The organism is Sutterella sp. KLE1602 (genome assembly GCF_001578585.1).
Taxonomy (GTDB): domain Bacteria; phylum Pseudomonadota; class Gammaproteobacteria; order Burkholderiales; family Burkholderiaceae_F; genus Sutterella; species Sutterella wadsworthensis_A.
This window is the reverse complement of the sequence record NZ_KQ968518.1, coordinates 1-24,035: the sequence shown is the minus strand read 5'-3', so window position 1 is coordinate 24,035 and position 24,035 is coordinate 1. Positions and strand designations below refer to the sequence as shown.

The window sequence follows — 24,035 nt, the reverse complement described above, 5'->3', positions numbered from 1 at the left end:
TCTGAGGAGAGATTTCTTTCATGTTTCCCTATGACTACGGTTCCGAAGCCCCTGAAACACTGGGCACGGTCTATGTCGTCGACGATGACGACGCCGTCCGCGACTCCCTGAAGTGGCTCCTCGAGGCGAGCGACTACCGCGTCGAGCTCTACGACAGCGGCGAGAGCTTCATCGCCAAGTACGACCCGAAGGCCATTGCGGTTCTCGTGCTTGACGTGCGCATGCCGGGCATGAGTGGTCTTGAAGTGCAGGAACACCTTCTGGCCCGCAAGGCCGAGCTGCCCATCATCTTCATCACGGGCCACGGAGACGTGTCCATGGCCGTGAACGCCCTCAAGCGCGGCGCCGTCGACTTCATCGAAAAACCCTTCGAGCAGGCCGCCCTCAAGCAGCTCGTCGAGCGCATGCTCCGCGAAGCCCGTGAACGCCACATGGAGAAGGAACGCCGCAGTCTCAATGAAGCCCTGCTCGCCAAGCTCACGCCGCGCGAGCAGCAGGTTCTCGAGCGCATCATCCACGGCCGTCTCAACAAGCAGATCGCCGACGACCTCGGCATCTCCATCAAGACCGTCGAAGCCCACCGAGCCTCCATCATGGACAAGACCAACTCGGGCACGGTCGCCGACCTCATGCGCGTCGTCATGGGCACGAAGCTGCTCCACTGAGCATCAATTGCCGATACACTGTGGGATGTGCGCCCGAGGATCAGCCGGAAACGGCTCCCGCGGGCGGCCTTCCCGCCATCAAGGCCTCTCCGCCTCAACGGCGCGGGAGGCCCTTTTGTTTTTTGAATTCGACAGAACATTGTCAGCTGTGGACCGGAGGTTTCTTAATGACAGCCAAGATCATTGACGGCAAGGCACTTGCCGCACGCATCCAGGACGAACTCAAGACCCGCGTCGAGGCATGCACCGAACACGGGCACCGTCCCGGACTCGCCGTCGTCCTCGTGGGCGAGGATCCCGCCAGCCAGGTCTACGTCCGCAACAAGGTCCGCGCCTGCGAGCGCACGGGCATCCGCTCTGATGAAATCCGCATGCCCGCCGAAACGACCGAAGCCGAACTCCTCGCCGTCATCGACAGACTGAACCATGACGACGCCGTGGACGGCATCCTCGTGCAGCTTCCGCTTCCGAAGCACCTCTCCTCCGAACTCGTCATCGCCGCCATCTCTCCCGAAAAGGACGTCGACGGCTTCCATGTCGTCTCCGCCGGCTCTCTCCTCACGGGTCGCACTGGTTTTCGTCCGTGTACGCCCTACGGCGTCATGAAGCTTCTTGAAGAAGCGGGGTGCGATCCCGCCGGCAAGCATGCCGTCGTGATCGGCCGCTCCAACATCGTGGGCAAGCCCCAGGCGCTGATGCTTCTCGAAAAGAACGCCTCCGTCACGATCGTGCACAGCCGCACGACAGATCTGGCCGAGCACACCCGCCGCGCCGACATTCTCGTCGCCGCCGTCGGCCGCGCCAAGATGGTCAAGGCTGACATGGTGAAGCCCGGCGCCGTCGTGATCGACGTCGGCATGAACAGGGATGAAAACGGCAAGCTCTGCGGCGACGTCGACTACGAAAACGTCCGCGAAGTCGCATCCGCCATCACTCCCGTCCCGGGCGGCGTGGGCCCCATGACGATCGCCATGCTGATGACCAACACCGTCGAGGCGGTCGAACGCCGCCTCGGTCTCTGATGACAGGGAGACGCACCGCCATGACCGAATCCGTCAATCCCCTGCTCAATGCGTCGGGCCTGATCGACTACGCCTCCGTCCGTCCCGAGCACGTGGCCCCCGCCGTCGAGACGCTATCGAAGAATCTTGAGGAGACGCTCGCACGCGTCACGGCACCCGAAACGCCCGCCACGTGGGAGGCCGTCGCCGAACCGCTCGAAAAGGCGACACTCGCCTTCACGCGCGGCTGGGGCGTCGTCGGCCACCTGCAGAGCGTCGTCGACACGCCTGCGTTGCGAGACGCCTACAATGCCGCGCTTCCCGCCGTCACGCAGCTCTTCATCGATCTGTCTCAGAACGAGGCGCTCTTCGCCAAGTACAAGGCAATGAAGGCCTCCGACGGCTTCGCCTCTCTCCCGCCCGTCCGACGCCGCATCATCGAGCGTGAACTCCGCGACTTCCGCCTCTCGGGCGCCGAGCTGCCCGAAGCCGAGCGCGCACGCGTCAAAGTCGTCGGCGAAAGGCTCTCCATGCTGAGCCAGAAGTTCAGCGAAAACCTGCTCGACGCCACCAATGCCTGGGAGCTTGTCGTCACGGACGAGACGCGCCTTGCCGGCATTCCCGAGGATGCCAGGGCGCTCTTCGCCGCCAACGCGAAGTCCGCAGGAAAGGAAGGCTGGCGCATTACGCTTCACTTCCCGTCCTACCTGCCCGTCATGCAGTACGCGGATGACCGCTCGCTTCGCGAGACCCTCTACCGAGCCTTCTCGACCCGAGCCTCCGAATTCGACGGCGGCAAGTACGACAACACCCCGCTCATCAGTGAAATCCTCAGGCTTCGCCGTGAAGAGGCGGCTCTTCTGGGCTTTGCCGACTATGCGGAGTCGTCGCTTGCCACCAAGATGGCCGATACCCCTGCCGAAGTCATCGCCTTTCTTCGTGATCTCGCCTCCCGCGCCAAGCCCTTTGCCGAAAAGGACATGGCGGCCCTTCGTGCCTTTGCTGCTGATGAGCTCGACATCGCCGACATGCAGCCGTGGGATCAGGCCTATGCTTCCGAAAAGCTGCGTCAGGCCCGCTACAGCTACTCCGATCAGGAGGTAAAGCAGTACCTCACCGAACCGACGGTCTTCTCAGGACTCTTCAAGCTTGCGGAAACGCTCTACGGCATCCGCATCCGTCCCGCCACGGCCAGCGTCTGGCACTCCGACGTCAAGTACTTTGAAGTCTGTCGCGACGACGAGGTCATCGCATCCTTCTACGCCGACCTCTATGCGCGAGAAGGCAAGCGCTCCGGCGCCTGGATGGACGCCGACCGCACGCGCTGCGTCATGGACGGCGTCCTGCAGACGCCGGTCGCCTATCTCGTCTGCAACTTTGCCCAGGGCGTCAACGGCCGCCCCGCCACGCTCACGCATGACGACGTGACGACGCTCTTCCACGAATTCGGCCACTGCCTCCACCATCTCCTCACGGATCAGACAGAGGTCGCCGTCTCGGGCATCAGCGGCGTTGAATGGGACGCCGTCGAACTTCCGAGCCAGTTCATGGAGAACTTTGCCTGGGAGTGGGACGTTGTCAAGGGACTTGCGAAGCATGTCGAGACGGGCGAGTCCATTCCCGAGTCACTTTTTGAAAAGATGCTCGCCGCCAAGAACTTCCAGTCCGGCATAGCATGCGTGCGACAGGTCGAGTTTGCACTCTTCGACATGCTCCTGCACACGAGCTTCAATCCCGACACGGATGACGTTCAGGACCTTCTGCAAGACGTGCGCCGAGAGGTTGCCGTGAGCTTCCCGCCCGACTACAACCGCTTCCCGCAGAGCTTCTCCCACATCTTTGCCGGCGGCTATGCCGCAGGCTACTACAGCTACAAGTGGGCCGAAGTCCTCTCCGCCGACGCGTTCTCCGCCTTTGAGGAGACGGGCGTGCTCAATCCCGAGACCGGCGCACGCTTCCGAAGGGAAATCCTCGGACGCGGCTCCAGCCGCGATGCGATGGAAAACTTCATCGCCTTCCGTGGCCGCCGTCCGGAAATCGACGCCCTGCTGCGCCACAGCGGCATGACCGTCAACTGACCGACGCCGAAACGGCCCCTTCTTCCAAACGGCGGAGGGGCCGCCGTTTTTTCCCATCTTCATCCAGAAAAGGTGCCCCTTGTCCAACATCACGCTAGCCAGCTGGAACGTCAACTCCCTGAAGGTCCGCCTTCCCCAGTTGCTCGACTGGCTGAAGACCTCAGGCGTCGACGCGGTCGTCCTGCAGGAGACGAAGCTCACCGACGACCTATTCCCCGCCGAATCCATCAGAGAGGCGGGCTATGACGTCGTCTTCACAGGCCAGAAAACCTACAACGGAGTTGCGCTCCTTTCGAAACGCGATGTTTTCCTGCCTCCCGAGGATGTGCTTCTCGGACTTCCCGACTTTCCCGACGACCACAAGCGCTTCGTGGCCGCCACACTTGTAACGCGACTCGAGGAGAAAGCGATCAGGTTCATCGGCGGCTACTTCCCGAACGGCATGACGCCCGGAAGCTGGAAGTACCTCTACAAGCTCGACTGGATCGCCGCCTTGACGAGGCATCTCAAGGACACGCTGACGCAATGCCCCGACCTCGTCCTTGGCGGCGACTTCAACATCGCCCCTGAAGACGCCGACGTATGGAACCCTGCCGAGCGCAAGGACGACATTCTCGTGAGCGCTCCCGAGCGCGCCGCATTCAGGGAACTGTTGAAGCTGGGGCTTTCCGACAGCTTCAGGCTCGTCTCTCAGGAATCCGCCCGCTATTCATGGTGGGATTACCGCATGAAAGGCTTTGAAAACAACCACGGACTTCGCATCGACCATCTTCTGGTCTCCGAAGCCCTGAAGGAGCGCGTCAAAGCCGCAGACATCGATACGGGGCCGCGTGGCAACCTGCAACCCTCCGACCATGCTCCCGCAACTGTGACGCTCGAGCTTTGATCAGCCGCTCAGCGGCGTGCCGCATTGTCGGCATGCCGCAGAGTGTCGGTCCAGCGTGCGAATTCGGCCAGCGCTCCCTCGCCGTCAGGATGCACCTCCAGCCATGCCACACCCCAGGCGGCGAGGTCCGCGGCATCGTACGTTTCAAAGGGAATCCCCGCCGCTTCGTCAGGCTTCCTTGTCGGAATTCCCGTCAGGGCATCCGAAAGTCCTTCAACGCCATTCACCTCATCCACCGCCACGCGCACGCCGTCTCTGCCGAAGAGCACCTCAAGCCCGAAGGGCTCGGAACTTTCGGGATCATGCACCAACAGCTCCACCTTCTCCGTCCAAAGCTGACGGTCTCGAACACGTCGCCATATCCAGAAGAGAGGCCAGAGCACAAACGCCAGCCAGAAGGGAGCAGTCAGCAGAGCAGCCATGCCCAGCCCTCCAAGCCCCTCGGTTCCTGTCGTCCCCTCCATCGTGAATGCAGTGCCGAGCATGCCCCATATTGCCCACACCATCCAGGCGCGCCCTGCCCTTGTTCCTGACATTCGGCAGCGAAGCACCTTCCTCCAATCGTTCATGATCCTCCTCGACAGTTGACCAACCCGGCCCTCCCCTGCTTTCGTGCATGCCGGCCGTCCTGCGCATCATACCGACACGCGTGCAGACCGTTCATCGCAACACGCGCACACCAGCCTCACTCCTCGATTCCCAGTTCCTGAATCTTTCGGGTGATGGTGTTGCGACCAAGCCCCAGACGCTGTGCGGCTTCGATCCTGCGACCGTTCAGCACGTTGAGCGCCGTTCGGATGACCGTTCTCTCGAAGTCGGGGAAGAGTTCGGCCCATATGCCGCTCTCCCCTGCCGCAAGCTTCGCCGACACGAGTTCCTCCAGAAGAGCCGTCCAATCGCCATAGGCCGCTTCCGAAGAAGCCCCGGCCGTCCTTGCAGGTGCATTCTCGGACGCTTCCCTGATTTCCTCGGGAAGGTCCTCGACACGTACCTCGACGGCGGGCGCCATCACGAGAAGCCATCGGCAGAGATTCTCAAGCTGTCGAACATTGCCGGGAAAGCGAAACGCCTCCAGACGCGCAAGTGCCTCCGGCGTCAGGCGCTTCGCCTCCACGCCAAGCGCCCGCGCCTCAGTGCGCAGGAAGTGTTCGGCCAGAGGCGCAATGTCTTCCAGACGTTCACGCAGGGGCGGCAGACGCAGCCGAATCACGTTCAGACGATGGTAGAGATCCTCTCGAAAAAGGCCGTCCTTTACACGTTGTTCCAGATTCTGATTGGTGGCGGCGATGATGCGGACATCCGCCTTGATCGGCTGATGACCACCCACGCGATAGAAGAAGCCGTTGCTCAGAACGCGCAGAAGCCTGGTCTGCAGTTCCATCGGCATGTCGCCGATTTCATCGAGAAAGAGCGTGCCGCCCCTCGCCTGCTCAAAACGACCAAGGCGCTGTGCGGTAGCCCCCGTGAATGCTCCCTTTTCATGGCCGAAAAGCTCGCTCTCCAACAGATCACGCGGGATGGCCGCCATATTGATGGCGATGTAGGGCTTCGCCGCCCTCTGGCTGTGGCGCCAGATGGCCCTGGCCACGACCTCCTTGCCCGCCCCGGACTCACCTGTCAAAAGCACCGTCACAAGGCTGTGGGAAAGACGCCCGATCGCCCGAAAGACCTCCTGCATCGCAGGCGCCTGACCGATGAGGTCGGGAACGGACTGCGACTCAGACTCTTCCGATGCAGGCTGCTCCGCCTCCGCTTCTACGGCTGGCGTCATGTTCTGAGCCTCCTTCATGGCGCGCTCGATGAGCTCGACCGCCTTCGTGATGTCGAAGGGCTTTGCCAGATACTCGAAGGCCCCGCCCTGAAAGGCCGAGACGGCGCTCTCAAGATCCGAATAGGCCGTCATGATGATGACGGGGAGGTTAGGCATTCTGGCCTTGACACGAGCCAGCAGATCCACCCCCGACACTCCCGGCATGCGGATGTCGCTCACGAGCACCATGGGCGCAGAGTCTTCAAGCGCCTTCAGTACGGACTCCGCCTCCTCGAAAAGCCTGCATTCGATGCCCGCCTTGGAAAGCGCCCGTGAAAGCACCCACCGGATGGCATGATCGTCATCAACAACCCAGACAGGGGCGCTCTGTACATTCTGTTCCTTGTCACCCATAGGACTTCTCTCGCTCACTACTTGAATTCTTTCTCAGATCAGGAACCGTCAAGACTGCGAAAACGGCAGCAGCACTCGGAAGACGGTCCGCCCGGGAACGCTCTCGAGCGTGATCGTACCACCCGCCTGCCTCACGAAGGTCTGGGCCAGACTGAGTCCCAGCCCCGATCCCTCGGCCCTCCCCGTCACCAGCGGGTAGAAGATCTTCTCCTGCATGTCGACGGGAACGCCGGGGCCGTTGTCAATGATGTCGACGGCAAGCGCCATTCGGACACGCTCCGTTCCCGCCATCACGTCCCGCACGATGCGGGTCCTCAGTACAATGGCCGCCCGCCCCTCCGCACGCTCCCCGTCCATGACTTCCGCCGCGTTGCGGACGATGTTGAGAAACACCTGCGTGAGTCTGGCCCGGTCGCCTCTCACATTCGGCGCCGAAATGTCATAGTCGCGCACAAAGGAGAGTCCATCGGGGAACTCCATCGCAACCAGGCTTCTTACGTGCTCCAGCACCTCATGAACGTTGACCTCCTCGCACTGCGCCTTCTGGCGATAGGGCGCAAGGAAGCGGTCTACCAAAGCCTGCAGACGATCGGCCTCTCCAATGATGACGCTCGTGCATTCCCGATCCTCCTCACGAACGAGGTCGGACTCAAGGAGCTGCGCCGCACCGCGGATGCCGCCCAGAGGATTCTTGATTTCGTGCGCAAGATTTCGAAGAAGCTGCCTGTTGGCGTCCATCAGCTCGCAGTTCATCCACTCCCTGTCCTGATGAAGCGTTTCCTCGACATCAACGATTTCAATCAGAACACCGGCGTCCCTGCAGGCGGGCCAGCCTTCGGGCAGGCGCGTCAGCACGGCCTGAACGCGGACGTCGTCAGGCTGAGCGCCGGGATGCGCCCTGAGCAGACGCCCAAACACGCGGGCGGACTCCACGGCCGCCCCCGACGCCAGATGCGCATACCACTCGTCACACTCCGCGAGACGGTCGCGAAAGTCCGTACCGACAAACGTTCGCCTCGAACATCCCAGCAGCACTTCGGACGCACTGTTGCCCCAGAGCACCCTTCCCAAAGTATCGGTCAGCAGCACCGTGGCGGACATCATGTCGAGAATGGCAAACGGGGCGTCCGCCCCTGCTGCGCTTTTGGACTCAACCATGGACGGTTCTCCCAAACAAAAAGGCGGGCGACGGCTTGAAAATCGAGCCGCCACCCGCCTGTCAGGTCTGCGTCACTCCGACGGCTGAGGTCAGAGGCTGTAGTACATGTCGAATTCGATCGGCGTCACGGCGAGGCGCCAACGGTTGACCTCCTCCATCTTCACGGCGATGTAGGCATCGATGAAGTCGTTGGAGAAGACGCCGCCGCGGGTCAGGAACTCGCGGTCACGGTCAAGATTTTCGAGCGCCTGATCAAGCGAAGAACAGACGGTCGGAATCTTGGCGTTTTCCTCAGGCGGCAGATCGTAGAGGTTCTTGTCGGCCGCTTCGCCCGGATGGATCTTGTTCTGGATGCCGTCGAGACCTGCCATCAACAGCGCGGAGAAGGCGAGGTAGGGATTGGCCGTCGGATCCGGGAAGCGAACCTCAACGCGGCGGGCCTTCGGGCTGTTGACGTGCGGAATGCGGATGGAAGCCGAACGGTTGCAGGACGAGTAGGCGAGCTTCACGGGTGCTTCAAAGCCGGGCACGAGACGACGATACGAATTGATCGACGGGTTCGTGATGGCATTGAGGGCGCGGGCGTGCTTGATGACGCCGCCGATGTAGTAGAGCGCAAGCTCGGAGAGACCGGCGTAACCGTTGCCCGCAAAGAGGTTCTGGCCGTCCTTCCAGATGGACTGATGGACGTGCATGCCGGAACCGTTGTCGCCCTCGATGGGCTTGGGCATGAACGTAGCCGTCTTGCCGTAGGCGGCGGCGACGTTGTGAACCGTGTACTTGAGAATCTGCGTCCAGTCGGCGCGCTTGACGAGCGTATTGAAGCGGGTGCCGATTTCGCACTGGCCTGCGCCGCCCACTTCATGGTGATGGATTTCAACGCCAACGCCCTGCTGTTCAAGCAGCGTGCACATTTCAGAGCGCATGTCGGCAAAGGAATCGACGGGAGAGACGGGGAAGTAGCCGCCCTTGACGCGGTTGTGGTAGCCGAGGTTGCCGCCTTCCGTCTTGAGACCGGTCGCCCAGGGGCCTTCTTCGCTGTCGATTTCGAAGAAGCTCTTGCCCATGCAGTGTTCCCAGCGGACGCTGTCGAAGATGAAGAACTCGGGTTCGGGACCGAAGTAGGCCGTGTCACCAATGCCCGTCGACTTCAGATAGGCTTCGGCGCGCAGGCCGAGGGAACGCGGATCACGGTCATAGTCCTTGCCGGTCTTGGGTTCGTGCACGTTGCACTGGAGAATGAGGGTGTTGACCTCGCGGAACGGGTCCATGCGGGCGCTGTCGGGATCCGGCATCAGAAGCATGTCGGAGGCTTCAATACCGCGCCAGCCGATAAAGGACGAGCCGTCAAAGGGCTGTCCAAGCTCGAACACGTCCTCGTCAATGCAGTCGGCGGGAACCGTCACGTGCATTTCCTTGCCGAGCGTGTCCGTGAGGCGAAGGTCCACGAACTTGACATCGTTGTCCTTGATCATCTGCAGAACATCAGAAGCGGACGTCATTTGATTTTTCTCCTAGAGATTAGCCGGTAAGGCGATCCATGCGCCTGACCTGTGAGGAATTGTCTGCCGACGGGGGCGCCCCCCGACGGTCGTACTCCAATATAAGCAAAAGGCGTGCCAAAACCCGAAGACTGCACTCTCACGCGCGTTTTCCCGATTCTGACGCCTGTGCCGATACCTGCGCCCAGAAGGCTTCACCCCTGCACTGCGCTGAACGCACCGACTTGGTTGCGAACGCTTTATTATCGCACCAAATCAGTGCATTTCAACACCTCAGGAGCGCCTTCTTCGAGTGCGTGCGGGTTGCGCCATCCGTCAGAGAAAGGCTTCCTGCAGATCCGAAAGAAAGGCCCGCCCTCTGGCTGTCGGACGAATCACCAACTCATCCGCCGCCAGCAGTCCCTGCACACGCAAATCGGAAAGTATCGGCTCAACGACCTTGAGCGAAAGCCCAGTGCGAGCCTCAAAAAGTTCCGCAGGCACGCCTTCCGTGAGCCTCAGGGCGTTGAGCATGAATTCGAAGGGAAGGTCCCCAGACTCGACGGCCCTGCGTTCGGCAATGCCGCTTCCCGTTTCAGAAACCGAAGCCATGTACTTGCGGGGGGATGCGTGCCGCACCTCGCGAACAACTCCGTCCTGTGTCGTAACCTTTCCATGCGCGCCCGCTCCCGCAGCGAGATAGTCGCCAAAGGTCCAGTAATTGAGGTTGTGGCGGCAACGGCACCCGGGTCCGGCATAGCCCGACACCTCGTAGTGCTCGAAGCCCGCTTCTTCGAGCGAGCGAATCACCAGATCAGACATGTCCGCACAGAGGTCATCGTCAGGAAGGCCCTCCGGGACGCGCTTGGCGAACGCGGTACCGGGTTCAATCGTGAGCTGGTAGAACGAAAGGTGTGTGGCACCGGTAGCAACCGCCGTCTCCACCTCCCTCGCCACCTCCTCGAGTGTTTCACCAGGCAGCGCGAACATCAGATCAAGGTTGAAGTTTCCGAACACCTCACCCGCATGCGCGGCCGCGCGCAGGGCCTCTTCCGATACGTGAATCCTTCCGAGCTTCCGAAGCTTTTCGTTCATGAAGCTCTGCACGCCAACGGAAACTCGGTTGACGCCTGCATCGCGGAAAGCCCTGAAGCGGCCCTCGTCCACTGTGCCGGGGTTGGCCTCTAGCGTAATCTCACAGTCGGATGTGAACCCGAACAGTCCGTCGGCCCCTTCAAGGAGTCTGGCCACGGCATCACCACTCATCAAGCTCGGCGTGCCGCCGCCAATGAAGACCGTTTCGATTCGACGGCCGCCTGCGACGGAAAGCCAGCCCTCCAGATCCTTCAATACGATGTCGACATATTCCCTTTCTGCCAAATCGGCAGGCGCGGCATGGGAGTTGAAGTCACAGTAGGGACACTTGCGCACGCACCAGGGCCAGTGCAGATAAAGCGACAGCGGAATATTCGCAACCGCTTCAGCCGTCCACGAAGATTGAGCGCTCATCACCAGCCCCAGGCCTCGCGAAGCAGCTTGTGCATCTGCACAAGGGCCTTGCCGCGATGGCTCACGCGGTTCTTTTCCTCTGCGGTGAGCTCTGCGGCCGTTCGACCGTACTCAGGTACAAAAAAGTGAGGATCGTAGCCGAAGCCGCCCTCACCCGCAGGCTCGTCGCAGATTTCGCCGTACCAGCGGCCGACGGCCACGAGCGGCTCGGGATCGTCGGGCGTGCGCACGGCCGTCAGCACGCAGGTGTAGTGCGCCCTCCTGTCGTCCTTGCCCTGCAGTCTCTCGACCAGAAGACGGTTGTTGGCCTCATCATTGCTCGGCTCTCCCGCAAAGCGGGCCGACAAAACGCCGGGCATGCCGTTCAAGGCATTGACGCAAACGCCCGAATCGTCCGCCATGGCGGGGCGTCCCGTCATCTTCGACGCATGACGAGCCTTGGCGAGACAATTCTCAATGAAGGTGCCGAAGGGCTCCGGACAGGCTTCGACACCAAGCGCGCCCTGATTGATCACATCGACGCCGAGCTCGGCGAACATCGCCTGAAACTCACGAAGTTTTCCCTTGTTGTTGGAAGCAAGCACCAGAGACTTTTCCATCCCCATCTCCCCTTACTCAACCTTACTCAAACGCAGCACGCTGCAGCGCCATGATTTCCAGATTGCCCTTTTCGGCAAGACGCAGCAGTTCGTCAAGCTCTGCACGACTGAAGACCGCGCCTTCCGCCGTCCCCTGAATTTCGACGAAGCGCCCCTCGCCCGTCATCACGACGTTCATGTCGGTGTCGCTGCCGCTGTCCTCAACATAGTTGAGATCGAGGACGGGACGACCGTCAACAATGCCCGCCGACACGGCGCTCACCTGAGTGAGGATCGGGTCCTCCGTGATCTGCCCCTTTTCAAGCATGCCGTTGACGGCATCCCTCAACGCAACCCAAGCGCCTGAAATCGAGGCGCAACGCGTGCCGCCGTCGGCCTGCAGAACGTCGCAGTCGATCTGGATCGTAAATTCACCGAGCTTCCTTCGGTCGACCGCAGCGCGAAGGCTTCGTCCGATCAGACGCTGGATTTCCTGCGTGCGGCCTGACTGCTTGCCCTTGACGGCCTCGCGATCGCAACGCGTGCCCGTGGACCTCGGAAGCAGACCGTACTCGGCCGTCACCCAGCCCTCACCCTTGCCCGTCAGGAAGCGGGGCACGCCCGGCGTCACGGTCGCCGTGCAAAGCACGCGGGTGTCACCTGCCGAAACAAGCACGCTGCCTTCCGCATATTTCGTAAACCCACGGCTGAAACCAAGCGGGCGAAGCTCGTCGGGACGACGCCCGTCGCAACGGGCAGAATCTTGAACTTGAGTCATGTCAAAGCACTCCGAATTCCGAAAACAACTGTCCCTTATGCTACCTCAACGAACGCTTCTCAAACCAACTCCCGACAAAAGGAACTTCAGGCAAAAGGAGTTACAATGACGGCGCCTGCCGCAGCCTGACTCATGGCCTGCGGTGCACTGTGATTTACTGCTCATTCACCTGGAGTTCTTCCCATGACTGTTGCCAGCATGACCGGCTATGCCGTCGCGTCGGGCGCTACGCCGCTCGGAACCGTGACCCTCGAGTGCCGTTCCGTCAACTCCCGATTCCTTGACCTGACGCTCCGACTCAACGAGGACCTTCGCTTTGCCGATTCTCTGATCCGTGAAACCATCCAGAAGCGCATCGCCCGCGGCAAGGTGGAAATCCGCGGCTACATCACTCCGGATGAAAACGCCGCCCCCGCCCGCATCAACACCGCCGTCCTGAACCGCATTGTCGAACTGCAGCAAACTGTTCGCGATGTCGTACCCAACGCCCGTGAACTCTCCGTTTCGGATCTTCTCGCGATGCCCGGCGTCATGGTGAACGACCGCATCGATCAGGACGCCGTCTCAAGCGCCGTGCTTGCCGTGCTCAACAACGCGCTCGACGCCTTCACCGCCTCCCGAGCCCGCGAAGGCGAGGCGCTCGCCAGCGTGCTCCTCAACAACTGCCAGCAGATTGAAGAAGTCGTAACCGAAGTCAAGGGCCGCATGCCCGAAATCCTCGCCCACATCGAGGGCAAGCTCAAGGAACGCCTTGAAAACGCCCTCTGCACAGCACTTACCGAAACGAGCACGCTCACCCGCGAGGAAGTGAGCGACCGCATCCGTCAGGAAGTGACGCTCTACGCCATGCGCATGGACGTCGAGGAGGAAATCAACCGACTCTACACGCACGTGACCGAAGTCCGACGCATTCTGAATAAGGGCGGCGCCGTCGGCCGCCGACTTGACTTCGTCGTGCAGGAAATGAACCGCGAGGCCAACACCCTCGGCTCCAAGGCCGCCGCCATTGAAATGACGAACGCCTCTCTGACGCTGAAGGTCGTCATCGAGCAGATGCGCGAGCAGATCCAGAACCTCGAATAACCGTTCAGTTGCGAGACAGCTTAAAAAAATCACGGGGAGACGGCGCCACAGAGGGCGCCGTCTCCCTTAAAATATTGACCTTTCATTTTTTCCGACCTGCCTTCGGGCGGGTCTCCGACGGCGCGCGCCGCATCACACGCGCCGTCAGCCATTGATGGAGAACACGAATGTCCAGTGAATCCGCTGCCCGTCCGCTGCACGCAGGCAGGCTGTTTCTCGTGACGGCGCCCTCCGGCGCCGGCAAGTCGTCGCTCGTCAACGCACTTCTCAAGCTTGAGCCGACGCTCAAGCTCTCCATCTCGCACACGACCCGCCAGCCCCGTCCGGGCGAAGTCAACGGCCGCGAATACCACTTCGTGAGCGAACACGAGTTCCTCGCCATGCGCGACCGCGGCGAATTCCTCGAGTCCGCCCTTGTCCACGGCAACTACTACGGCACGAGCCGCATCTGGATCGAAGGCCAGATGGCCCAGGGCAACGACGTTCTTCTCGAGATCGACTGGCAGGGCGCCCGTCAGGTCCGTGAACGCTTCGACGGCACGGTCGGCATCTTCATCCTGCCGCCCTCCATCGAGGCTCTCGAATGGCGCCTTCACCACCGCGGCACGGATTCCGAACAGACGATCACGCGCCGTCTGCTCGGCGCTGGTGCCGAAATGTCGCATGCGCCCGAATTCGAGTACGTTATAATCAATGAAGATTTTGAAACGGCGCTTTCCCAGATGCAGGCCGTGGTTGTTGCAAGCCGCCTCGCCTTCGGTCAGCAGGCCGTCCGCCACCGCGAACAGTTCGCCTCGCTCGGCATTCCGCTCTGACCCTCACGTCAAACCGCCGATTTTTCGTTTTTCCCATCTATCCAGCAAACAAAATGGCCCGTATTACTGTTGAAGACTGCCTGAAGAAGATCCCGAACCGCTTCCAGATGGTTCTCGTGGCTGCCTACCGCGCCCGTCATCTGACGCAGGGCTACGCCCCGAAGGTTGAAGCCAAGGACAAGCCCGCCGTCGTTGCCCTGCGCGAGATTGCCAAGGGCGAGGTCGGACTCGAAATGTTGAAGCGCGTGCCGTAAACTGTCAGTTACGCACCAAGCTTTCATCAGGTCAGGCACGTTTTGCCGCGAAAGCGGGCGAAACGCCTGGCCTTTTTGCATTCAGGGCGGTCGATAGTGCGAAGCGACGGGAGGCGAAAGAAACTCCCGCAGCGACTGAAGCCCTCCTCATCAATACGGAATCCCTGCCGTTATGACAGCCGAGCAAATTCAATATCCTGACGACCTCTACGCTACGAGCGAGGACGGCAAAACGCAGGCCCCTCAGCCCATTCCTTCAACGCGCAAAGCAGCCTCCGTCAAGTCTGCCGTCAAGGCTCCCGTGACCGCCGTGGCGCCTGCCGCCATGCCTGAGGCCGACCTGCCGCTCTTCACGCCCAAGGCGCCTGCGGCCACCGCCACCGCCTCCGCGCTCGTCGAGCTCTGCCGACAGTACCTCGCCACGCCTGACGTCGAAAAGATCCGCGAGGCCTACCGCTACGCCGACGCCGCCCATCTCGGACAGTTCCGAAAGTCCGGCGAACCCTACATCACCCACCCGATCGCCGTCGCCTCCATTCTCGCTTCCTGGCGCATGGACGCCCCGACCATTCAGGCGGGCCTCATGCACGACGTCCTTGAGGACACGGGCACGAGCAAGCAGGAGATGGCGGAAAAATTCGGCATCGAGGTCGCCGAACTCGTCGACGGCGTGAGCAAGCTCGACAAGCTCCGCTTCTCCTCCGCTGCCGCGGCACAGGCCGAAAGCTTCCGCAAGATGCTCCTCGCGATGTCCCGCGACCTTCGCGTCGTCATCGTCAAGCTCGCCGACCGCGTGCACAACATGCGCACGCTCGGCGTCATGCGCCCCGAAAAGTGCGCCCGCATCGCCAACGAGACGCTCGACATCTACGTGCCGATCGCCCACCAGCTCGGCATGAACAACGTCTTCCGCGAGCTGCAGGAGCTGAGCTTCGCAAACCGATATCCGCTTCGCTACAAGGTGCTCTACGAGAACGTGCTTTTAATGCGCAACAACCGCCGCGCCGTTCTCGAACGCATTCTCAACGAAACCAAGGCCTTCCTGCCCAAGCAGGGCATCCGCGCACGCATCATCGGGCGCGACAAGACGATCTACGGCATCTACAACAAGATGCGCGAGAACCACCAATCGTTCTCGGACGCCCTCGACATCTACGGCTTCCGCGTCATCGTGCGCTCGGTCGACGACTGCTACCTTGCGCTCGGCGCCCTGCACCGACTCTACAAGCCCATCCACCGCCGCTTCAAGGACTTCATCGCCATTCCGAAGCTCAACGGTTACCAGAGCCTGCACACGACCGTGATCGGCCCCTACGGTACTCCCGTCGAATTCCAGATCCGCACCGAGCAGATGCATCAGGTCGCCGAAAACGGCATCCTCACGCAGTGGATGTTCAAGAACGACTTTGACTCGAGCGACATCCAGTCCCGCACCGCCGCCTGGCTCCAGAGCCTGATGGAAATTCAGCGCACAAGTCAGGACAGCAGCGAGTTCATCGAGAACATCAAGGTCGACCTCTTCCCCAACAGACTCTACGCCTTCACGCCGAAGGGCCAGATCATCTCCCTGCCCAGAGGCAGCACCCCCGTCGACTTCGCGTACCAGATCCACACGGACGTGGGCAACCACACGAACGGCTGTCGCATCAACGGCGAGGACCGTCCGCTCTCCGCTCAGCTTCACAACGGCGACATGGTGGAGATCATCACGTCTCCCGACGCCAGCCCGAGCCCCGAATGGCTTGACTTCATCCACTCCGGTCGCGCCCGAGCCGAAATTCGCCAGTATTTGCGCAACTGCCGCTTTGACGAGGCCGCAAGCCTCGGCCGCGACGTACTCGAACGTCTGGCTCAGGGCAACCACCTGTCTCTCGACGCCATTCCCGACACCGTCTGGCAGAAGGTCCAGAACGAACTGAGCGTCGAAAGCAGGGAGGCCCTTTATGCCTCCATCGGCCTCGGCAAGGACCTGCCCGCCACCGTCATTCACCGCCTCGTTCGCCTGATGCACGACACGGAAAAAGAGGCCTTCGCCACCACTGCACTGCCTGAGATCGTCATCCGTGGCAATGAAGGCGTCGCCGTCGAGCTCTCGAAGTGCTGTCACCCGATCCCCGGCGACAAGATCGTGGGCTTCAGCCGCGCCGGTCACGGCCTCGTCATCCACCGCGCGGACTGCCCGCACGTCGAGCGCGGCCGCAAGGCCGAACCGTCACGCTGGGTAGACGTCCAGTGGGCGCCCGATCAGCGCAACGCCAACTTCGCCGTACCGCTCGAAATCCGCGTCGAAGATCCTCACGCTTCGATCGCTCAGGTTGCGACGAGCGTCGCTGAAGCCAACTCCAGCATCGTCGGCATGATGATCGACGACGAGGACGCTCAGAAGTTCATCCGCATCACCATTCAGGTCCGCGACCGCGGTCATCTGATGCACGTGATGCGCACGATCCGCCAGAACGCCAACGTCGAGCAGGTCAAGCGCGTCTTCGAGGCGGGCATTCCATCGGACCGCCGCCGTCAGGCACGACGCTGACCTCCCGCGCCTCCCCATGAACCAGAAGGCCAGAGCATTGCTGCTCCGGCCTTCTGGTTCATCACCAACACGCCTCAGCGAGGCTGCCTGCTCGTATACGTCACCTCAAGAATCTCCAGCGTCTCCACGCCTGCAGGGTGCGTCACGGTTGCCGGCGTCGGCAACTTCACTTCGTCGCCCTCGCGAGCCTTGAGGAAAACGCGGGCGATCGGACTGATCCAGCTCACGTCACCGTGATTGGCATCGGCCTCATCGATACCGACGATTCGGATCTTGTGCTCCTCGCCCTTCTGATCGCAGTAGAGCACTGTCGCCCCGAAGAAAATCTTGTCCGTAGGGGGACGGGAGTCGGGATCCACGACCTCGGCCGACTCGATGCGCTTGTTGAGGAAGCGAATGCGCCTGTCGATTTCACGCAGACGGCGCTTGCCGTACAGATAGTCACCGTTTTCACTTCTGTCGCCGTTGCTCGCCGCCCAGGACACGACATTGACGACCTCGGGACGCTCGACATTGACCAGATGCTCACGCTCGTCGAGAAGTCTCCTGTAGCAGGCGGGCGTCATGTAGTTCTTCGTGTTGGGCGGCAGTCCGGGAAGCCTGACCTCGTCGTCATCGTTTTCATCAGCCATGTCATCTCTCCGAAAAAGCTCCGCTCCCGAATTCCCAGCGTCACTACGCAGGCTCGAAAAGGCGGAGTGCAATCCATGCGCGAAAAAAAATCCCGCTACGGCAAAACCGTACGGGACTTCTTGAAAGGTCTTTGGTGGAGAGGAGGAGGATCGAACTCCCGACCTCTGCATTGCGAACGCAGCGCTCTCCCAGCTGAGCTACCCCCCCTTGGAACCTTTTGGATACCTATGCTTCGACGTGCGATGCACAGGCATTGCATTATGCACCGTTTCCGTCCGGCTTGGTATACCGCGAATACGGTACCCTTATTTTTTCCATCGGCCGCAACGGAGTACCACTCGATAGCCGTCAGGGTCCTCGTAAGTGGCTGTGCCTTCGTCGGCATAGAGCTGGGGAGGCGTCACCTGCTGGAAGCCCGCCTCAAAGAGCGCCTTGAGACGCTTCTGCCAATATTCGCCCTCGGGAATGCAGAAGACCAGGAAGTGCTCGGGCGTCGGTGCAGGCGGCACCACGGACTCGTCGCGACGGGCCGTGAATTCGAACTGGTAGGGCCAGTCTCGGTGACCGAGAATCACGCCGTCCCATCCCTGCTGATTGTCAAAGCGGTCGAGAACTTCAAAGCCGAGCCCGTCGACGTAGAACGACAGAATGGCTTCAAGATGGTTGGTCGGACGGGAAAGTCTGAGTTTCGGCTGTGCATCCATGAGAAGACTCCTAAAAGCTGAATTTCTTCATTATCGGACATGGCGGATTGAAATGCCATTGACCCTAGGGATAGTTAGAATGGAATATTGTCGGCCTTACGGCCATCCCGCAGTCTTCAGGAAACACGCATGACTCCCGCTCTTCGATTTCTTTCCACCGCCATCACGACGGCCTCGCCCGATGAAGCCTCGAGCTCCCTCTTCATCGCCGGCGTCTTTCTGAACGGCGGCAAGCCTCGTCTGACGCCTTCCGCCGCTGAATTTGATGAAGCACGCGGAGGCACTCTCACACGCATGATCGAATGCGGCGCCTTCGACGCCAAGGCTGGCAGCACGCTCTTCCTCGGCGAAACGGAAGCCTTCCCCAACGGCTTTGCCGTTCTCGGTCTTGGCGAGGAAAAGGACTTCTCCCGCAAAGTGTTTGCCGAATGCGCAGCCAAGGCCGCCCGCGCGTTCGCGTGGGCGGAATCTCAGGCCTACACCGTTCAGGAATGGCTTCCCCCGAAGACGAGCGGCAAATCTTCCGCACGTCTTTTCTCCACTGCCGTCCTCAATGCGCTCACGCCCCGTTGCACGCTCAAGACGGAACACGATGACGGCATCCGCACCAAGCGCATCTTCTGGATCGATGATTTGGTCACCGACAAGCTTCTTCAGGGGTTGGACGAAGGGGGTGTGACGGCAGAGGCCATGTCGATCTCCCGTGGTCTTGCGGATCTGCCGGGCAACGTCTGCACGCCCGCATATCTGGCCGAAGCCGTTCAAAACGCTGCCGCAGGCATGACGACCGTCGAAGTCGAGGTTCTTGACGATCATCAGATCGAGGAGCTCGGCATGGGAGCTTTCCTTTCCGTCGCCAAGGGAAGCACCGTTCCGCCCCGCTTCATTGCCATCCGCTACCGCGGCACCAACGCCGTCCTTCCGCCCGTCGCGCTCGTCGGCAAGGGCATCACGTTCGACGCGGGTGGCCTTTCGCTCAAGCCTGCAGCCAACATGGCCGACATGACCTATGACATGTCGGGGGCGGCCGTCGTGATCGGCACCGTGATGGCCGCCGCCCGTGCCAAGTTGCCCGTCAACCTTCTCGGCGTCGTGGCGGCCTGCGAGAACCTTCCTTCGGGCAGCGCCGCCAAACCGGGCGACGTCGTCACCTCCCTCTCGGGCAAGACGATCGAGATTCTCAACACCGACTGCGAGGGCCGCATGATTCTCGCAGACGCCCTGACGTGGACCGTGCGTCAGAAGCCCGAGCTCATCATCGATGCGGCCACCCTGACGGGAGCCTGCTGCGTTGCGCTCGGCGCCCCCTACAGCGGCCTCTTCACATCCGACGATGCGCTCGCGTACGACCTCATCAAGGCAGGCCGCGACTCGCTCGACGACGTCTGGCGCCTGCCCGTCGGAGCCGAGTATGCCAAGCTGATGAAGACGCCCGCCGCCGACATCGCCAATCAGGCGACGGTGCGCGACGGCGGCGCCTCCAGTGCTGCGGCCTTTCTCTCCGTCTTTGCGGAGGACGTCCGCTGGGCGCATCTCGACATCGCGGCGACGGCCAACACGTCGGGCCGAGACAGGCATTCGACGGGGCGCCCCGTGCCGATGCTCATGCGCTTCCTTCTCAAGAAGATGCGCTGATCATCGCACCTCGGGAGCTTCTCATCGGCCATAATGACAGACATGCAGAAGATCGACTTTCACTACAACGTCCCCGACCGGCTCCGCTACGCCTGTCTCGTCGCCCGCACCGTTTACCGGCGCGGGCTCACGCTTGCCGTCTGGACGGCGGACGAGCGCAGGCTCCGCGAGCTTGACTCGCTCCTCTGGCGCTTTGACGATCTGGCATTCCTGCCTCACGTGCGCGCAGGCAGTCCTCTCGCAGGCGAGACGCCCATCAGGCTTTCCAGCCGTCTTGAGGAACTTGAGGGCGACGTGCTTCTGCTTCTGGACGATCAGCTTCCTCCCGAGTGGCAGGAGCGCCTCGACCGCTTCAGCCGCATCATCGACGTGGTAAGCACGAAACCCGAGGAACTTCAGGCCTCCCGCAGCCGCTTCCGCGCGTACAAGGCCGCAGGCGTCGAGCTTGCAGCATACGACCGCCGAAGCTGAGACGACTTTTTCATTGGAGACCCATGCCCATGGAACGCAAGGAACCCGTCATCGACTCCCGTGCCGTCGACCTCACGGACCGCGTGAAGCTCACCTGGCGCGACGTCAGGACGCTGGCCGACGAAGCGGCCGCTTCCACGCAGCCTCAGATCAGGGCGGACGAACCGCCTGCGCCAGAAGTGCTCACCGCCGAGACCGCCACATCTTCCGCCCGGCTCACGCCGGATGAGCGAGCGGCCCTCGCCGCACAGCTCGCTCCTGCCATTGAAGCCGCCGTGAAGCATGCCCTGCGCGAAACGCTCGATCTGGCGCTTCAGAACGCACTCGCACGCGTCAGAGGGGATGTCGAGCGCTCCGTGAACGGACTGGTCGCCGAGGCCGTTTCCCAAGAACTCGAGCGACTTGACCTCGACAAGATCGCCCGCCGCTGATCCGGCGCACCACGGCCCGCCTGAAAAACTTCGGCGGGCTTTCTTTTCACCCCGCAATTCGTGCGACAATAACAGAATTTTCATACTGTCTGCCCAAGCGTCTCGGCTCAGGCCGAAGCTCGCCTCCTGCAGACTCCTCATCGTCCTTTTACTGGCTAACAATGACTGATACGAACACTCAGGAGCTCGCCAAGAGCTTTGATCCGGCCGCCATCGAAGCGCGTTGGTACCCGATCTGGGAGGAACGCGGCTACTTCAAGGCCGGTCTCGACCCGAAGAAGCCGAGCTTTTCCATTCAGCTTCCGCCGCCCAACATCACGGGCATTCTGCACATGGGACATGCCTTCAATCAGACGGTCATGGATACGCTTACGCGCTATCACCGCATGGCCGGCTACAACACCGTCTGGATTCCGGGCACGGACCATGCCGGCATCGCCACGCAGATCGTCGTCGAGCGCAAGCTTGAAAAGCAGGGCATTGACTACAAGTCCCTGACGCGCGAACAGTTCATTGAAAAAGTCTGGGAATGGCAGAAGTTCTCGGGCGGCACGATTCTCAACCAGATGCGCCGCATCGGCGACAGCGTCGATTGGGACCGCACCTACTTCACGATGGACGAAAAGCTCTCCAAGGTCGTGATTGAAACCTTCGTTCGTCTTTATGAGGAAGGCCTCATCTACCGCGGCAACCGCCTCGTCAACTGGGACCCGAAGCTTCAGTCCGCCGTCTCCGACCTTGAAGTCGAAAGCGCCGAAGAAAACGGCCACATGTGGGAGATCCGCTATCCTGCCGCCGACGGTACGGAAGGAGTCGTCGTTGCCACGACCCGTCCCGAAACGCTTTTCGGCGACCAGGCCGTCGCCGTCAATCCCGAGGACGAGCGCTACACTGCGCTGGTCGGCAAGGAACTCGTCCTGCCGCTCACCGGCCGCACGATCCCCGTCATCGCCGACAGCTACGTGGACCGCGAATTCGGCTCGGGCTGCGTGAAGATCACGCCCGCCCACGACTTCAACGACTTTGAAGTCGGCCGCCGTCACAACCTCGCGATGCTCAACGTGCTGACGAAGACCGCCCGCATGAACGACAACGTGCCCGAAAAGTACCGCGGCATGGACCGCTACGAGTGCCGCAAGGCCGTGGTCGAGGACCTCAAGGCCGCAGGCCTTCTCGTCGGCATCAAGGAACACCGCCACATGGTTCCTCGCGTCACCCGCACGGGCGAGATCGTCGAGCCGATGCTCTCCGACCAGTGGTACATGGCCATGAGCAAGCCCGCTCCCGAAGGCACCCTCTATCCGGGCAAGTCCATCGGCGAAGTCGGCCTGGAAGCCGTCGAATCCGGTGAAGTCAACATCTTCCCGAAGGAATGGCGCGGCGTCTACCGCCAGTGGCTCGAGAACATTCAGGACTGGTGCATTTCCCGCCAGCTTCTCTGGGGCCATCAGATTCCCGCCTGGTACGACGAAGCCGGCAACGTCTATGTCGCCCGTAGCGAGGAAGAGGCTCAGAAGCAGGCAGGCGAAGGCGTGAAGCTCACACGCGACGCCGACGTGCTCGACACTTGGTTCTCCTCCGCCCTCGTCCCCTTCTCCACGCTCGGCTGGCCCGAGCCGCAGGGCGACGACCGCACGGCCTACGACCTCTACCTGCCGAGTACCGTGCTCGTCACCGGCTACGACATCATCTTCTTCTGGGTCGCTCGCATGGTCATGATGACCAAGCACTTCACGGGCCGCGTGCCGTTCCACAACGTGTACATCCACGGTCTCGTGCGCGATGCCGAAGGCAAGAAGATGTCCAAGTCCGAAGGCAACACGCTCGACCCGCTCGACATCATTCAGGGCATCGGTCTTGAAGACCTCGTGAAGAAGAACACGATGGGCCTGCGCCAGCCCGAAAAGGCCCCGCAGGTTGAAAAGAAGCTTCGCAAGAGCTATCCGGAAGGCATCGCCGCCCACGGCGCGGACGCCCTCCGCTTCACGATGGCCGCCTATGCTACGCTCGGCCGCAACGTCAACTTCGACCTCAAGCGCGCCGAAGGCTACCGCAACTTCTGCACGAAGCTCTGGAACGCCACCCGCTTCGTGCTGATGAACGTCGAAGGTCAGGACTGTGGCATCGGCGCCACTGCGAATGAACCGATGACGTTCTCCTTCGTCGACCGCTGGATCCTGAGCGAGCTCGAAAAGACCGTCCGTGACGTTCGTCAGGCCTATGCCGACTATCGTCTCGACGTTGCCGCCAACGCCATCTACTCCTTCGTCTGGAACGAGTACTGCGACTGGTACCTTGAGCTCACCAAAGTCCAGCTCAAGGGCGACGAAGCGACCTGCCGCGCCACGCGTCACACGCTCGTGACGGTGCTCGAAACGGTTCTGCGCCTCGCTCATCCGATCATTCCGTTCATCACGGAGGAACTCTGGCAGAAGGTCTCCGTCATCGCAGGCACCCGCGCCGAAGATGAGGAAACCTCCGTCATGGTGCAGGCCTACCCCGCCTTTGACGAAGTCCGCCTTGATGCTGAAGCCGAAGCCCGCATGAACGCGGTCAAGGCCATGATCGATGCCGTGCGCAACTTGCGCAGCGAAATGCAGCTTCCGCCCGCCAAGCGCATCCCACTCGTCATCGCAGGTCCCGAAACGCAGTGCCTCGAAGCCTCCCCGTACATTCATTCCCTCGCCCGCCTTGAGGCCGTCGAGCACGTTGAGGACATGAACGGTGCGAACGAAGGCTCGATCGCTCCCGTGGCCATCGTCGGCGACTTCAAGCTGATGCTCAAGGTTGAAATCGACCTCGCCGCCGAACGCGACCGTCTCACGAAGGAAGTCACCCGCCTCGAAGGCGAAGTCGCCAAGTGCGAAGCCAAACTTGGCAACGAACGCTTTGTTGCCCGCGCCCCAGCTCAGGTGGTCGAAACGGAAAAGAAGCGTCTTGCCGACTTCACCGCTCTGCTTGTCAAGGTTCGCGAACAGCTTGAACGCCTGCCGCAATCCTGAGTAACTGGAAAATTTTGCGATAATTAAAGGATCTTTCTGCAACACCATCACAGAAAGATCCTTTTTTCATTTGAAGTCCTCCTCCACCATGCCTGAACTACGGGATACCTGCTCCATAAAAACCTAAAAGTCGTCGAAAGCCCCCACGAAACCCTGTTGGGAGTAGGTCTTTCAA

At 61.4% G+C, this 24,035-nt stretch carries 21 protein-coding genes and 1 tRNA gene; 12 read left to right on the top strand and 10 right to left on the bottom strand.

What is annotated here, in order from left to right; genetic code table 11:
• The first annotated feature begins 20 nt into the window (after positions 1-20).
• The 4 genes from HMPREF3036_RS03900 (at position 21) to xth (ending at position 4,630) form a co-directional block, all read left to right on the top strand.
• Entirely contained in the window at positions 21-665 is a 645-nt protein-coding gene (locus tag HMPREF3036_RS03900; RefSeq protein ID WP_062331759.1) for a response regulator transcription factor, read from the top strand.
• A gap of 167 nt (positions 666-832) precedes the next feature.
• Positions 833-1,687 (top strand): bifunctional methylenetetrahydrofolate dehydrogenase/methenyltetrahydrofolate cyclohydrolase FolD, encoded by an 855-nt coding sequence (folD, locus tag HMPREF3036_RS03895; RefSeq protein ID WP_005436241.1) that lies wholly within the window; start codon positions 833-835, stop codon positions 1,685-1,687.
• Positions 1,688-1,707: 20 nt separating this feature from the next.
• Positions 1,708-3,744, top strand: coding sequence for a M3 family metallopeptidase (locus HMPREF3036_RS03890; RefSeq protein WP_062331755.1), 2,037 nt, complete (start codon positions 1,708-1,710; stop codon positions 3,742-3,744).
• Positions 3,745-3,823: 79 nt separating this feature from the next.
• The gene (xth, locus tag HMPREF3036_RS03885) at positions 3,824-4,630 is read left to right on the top strand and encodes an exodeoxyribonuclease III (RefSeq protein WP_082897341.1); all 807 of its coding nucleotides are present in this window, start codon (positions 3,824-3,826) and stop codon (positions 4,628-4,630) included.
• An 8-nt stretch (positions 4,631-4,638) separates the two neighbouring features.
• On the opposite strand, the gene HMPREF3036_RS03880 is transcribed toward xth, so the two are convergent.
• The 7 genes from HMPREF3036_RS03880 to rph form a co-directional block, all read right to left on the bottom strand.
• The gene (locus tag HMPREF3036_RS03880; protein ID WP_147645311.1) at positions 4,639-5,052 is read right to left on the bottom strand and encodes a hypothetical protein; all 414 of its coding nucleotides are present in this window, start codon (positions 5,050-5,052) and stop codon (positions 4,639-4,641) included.
• A gap of 263 nt (positions 5,053-5,315) precedes the next feature.
• Complete coding sequence (ntrC, locus tag HMPREF3036_RS03875) at positions 5,316-6,794, bottom strand: nitrogen regulation protein NR(I) (RefSeq protein ID WP_062331751.1); 1,479 nt, start codon at positions 6,792-6,794, stop codon at positions 5,316-5,318.
• A gap of 48 nt (positions 6,795-6,842) precedes the next feature.
• Positions 6,843-7,952, bottom strand: coding sequence for a nitrogen regulation protein NR(II) (gene glnL / locus HMPREF3036_RS03870; protein WP_062331748.1), 1,110 nt, complete (start codon positions 7,950-7,952; stop codon positions 6,843-6,845).
• 90 nt (positions 7,953-8,042) lie between these two features.
• Positions 8,043-9,455 carry a type I glutamate--ammonia ligase gene (gene glnA, locus HMPREF3036_RS03865; protein ID WP_062331745.1) on the bottom strand — a complete coding sequence of 471 codons (1,413 nt, stop codon included), beginning with the start codon at positions 9,453-9,455 and terminating at the stop codon, positions 8,043-8,045.
• A gap of 315 nt (positions 9,456-9,770) precedes the next feature.
• Complete coding sequence (hemW, locus tag HMPREF3036_RS03860; RefSeq protein ID WP_062331742.1) at positions 9,771-10,943, bottom strand: radical SAM family heme chaperone HemW; 1,173 nt, start codon at positions 10,941-10,943, stop codon at positions 9,771-9,773.
• Positions 10,943-11,542, bottom strand: coding sequence for an RdgB/HAM1 family non-canonical purine NTP pyrophosphatase (gene rdgB, locus HMPREF3036_RS03855; RefSeq protein WP_062331739.1), 600 nt, complete (start codon positions 11,540-11,542; stop codon positions 10,943-10,945). The genes hemW and rdgB overlap by 1 nt, the downstream gene beginning before the upstream one ends.
• 22 nt (positions 11,543-11,564) lie before the next feature.
• Positions 11,565-12,299, bottom strand: a complete 735-nt coding sequence (gene rph, locus HMPREF3036_RS03850) for a ribonuclease PH (protein ID WP_062331736.1) — start codon at positions 12,297-12,299, stop codon at positions 11,565-11,567.
• Positions 12,300-12,482: 183 nt separating this feature from the next.
• Between rph and HMPREF3036_RS03845 the strand changes: the two genes are divergently transcribed.
• The 4 genes from HMPREF3036_RS03845 to HMPREF3036_RS03830 all read left to right on the top strand — a co-directional run bounded on the left by HMPREF3036_RS03845 (position 12,483) and on the right by HMPREF3036_RS03830 (position 16,984).
• Positions 12,483-13,382 carry a YicC/YloC family endoribonuclease gene (locus HMPREF3036_RS03845; protein ID WP_062331734.1) on the top strand — a complete coding sequence of 300 codons (900 nt, stop codon included), beginning with the start codon at positions 12,483-12,485 and terminating at the stop codon, positions 13,380-13,382.
• 167 nt (positions 13,383-13,549) lie between these two features.
• A complete protein-coding gene (gmk, locus tag HMPREF3036_RS03840; protein ID WP_005436213.1) occupies positions 13,550-14,197 on the top strand; it encodes a guanylate kinase in 648 nt (215 codons plus the stop codon).
• A 53-nt stretch (positions 14,198-14,250) separates the two neighbouring features.
• Positions 14,251-14,451, top strand: coding sequence for a DNA-directed RNA polymerase subunit omega (rpoZ, locus tag HMPREF3036_RS03835; RefSeq protein WP_005436211.1), 201 nt, complete (start codon positions 14,251-14,253; stop codon positions 14,449-14,451).
• Positions 14,452-14,623: 172 nt separating this feature from the next.
• Complete coding sequence (locus tag HMPREF3036_RS03830; RefSeq protein ID WP_005436209.1) at positions 14,624-16,984, top strand: RelA/SpoT family protein; 2,361 nt, start codon at positions 14,624-14,626, stop codon at positions 16,982-16,984.
• A gap of 74 nt (positions 16,985-17,058) precedes the next feature.
• Here the strand turns inward: HMPREF3036_RS03830 and greB are convergent, their stop codons facing one another.
• From greB to HMPREF3036_RS03815, 3 genes are all read right to left on the bottom strand, one after another.
• Complete coding sequence (gene greB, locus HMPREF3036_RS03825) at positions 17,059-17,616, bottom strand: transcription elongation factor GreB (protein WP_062331731.1); 558 nt, start codon at positions 17,614-17,616, stop codon at positions 17,059-17,061.
• 132 nt (positions 17,617-17,748) lie between these two features.
• Positions 17,749-17,824: transfer RNA gene (locus HMPREF3036_RS03820), tRNA-Ala, on the bottom strand.
• 98 nt (positions 17,825-17,922) lie between these two features.
• Positions 17,923-18,321, bottom strand: coding sequence for a VOC family protein (locus tag HMPREF3036_RS03815; protein ID WP_062331729.1), 399 nt, complete (start codon positions 18,319-18,321; stop codon positions 17,923-17,925).
• A 129-nt stretch (positions 18,322-18,450) separates the two neighbouring features.
• On the opposite strand from HMPREF3036_RS03815, the gene HMPREF3036_RS03810 reads away from it, so the two are divergent.
• The 4 genes from HMPREF3036_RS03810 (at position 18,451) to HMPREF3036_RS03795 (ending at position 23,860) form a co-directional block, all read left to right on the top strand.
• Complete coding sequence (locus tag HMPREF3036_RS03810; RefSeq protein ID WP_062331725.1) at positions 18,451-19,956, top strand: leucyl aminopeptidase; 1,506 nt, start codon at positions 18,451-18,453, stop codon at positions 19,954-19,956.
• Positions 19,957-19,998: 42 nt separating this feature from the next.
• Positions 19,999-20,427: a DNA polymerase III subunit chi gene (locus HMPREF3036_RS03805; protein WP_231853565.1), complete on the top strand. Its 429-nt coding sequence runs from the start codon at positions 19,999-20,001 to the stop codon at positions 20,425-20,427.
• A gap of 29 nt (positions 20,428-20,456) precedes the next feature.
• Positions 20,457-20,858 carry a hypothetical protein gene (locus HMPREF3036_RS03800; RefSeq protein WP_062331720.1) on the top strand — a complete coding sequence of 134 codons (402 nt, stop codon included), beginning with the start codon at positions 20,457-20,459 and terminating at the stop codon, positions 20,856-20,858.
• 161 nt (positions 20,859-21,019) lie between these two features.
• On the top strand, positions 21,020-23,860 hold the full coding sequence (locus HMPREF3036_RS03795) for a valine--tRNA ligase (protein ID WP_062331719.1): 2,841 nt from the start codon (positions 21,020-21,022) through the stop codon (positions 23,858-23,860).
• Positions 23,861-24,035: the final 175 nt, after the last annotated feature.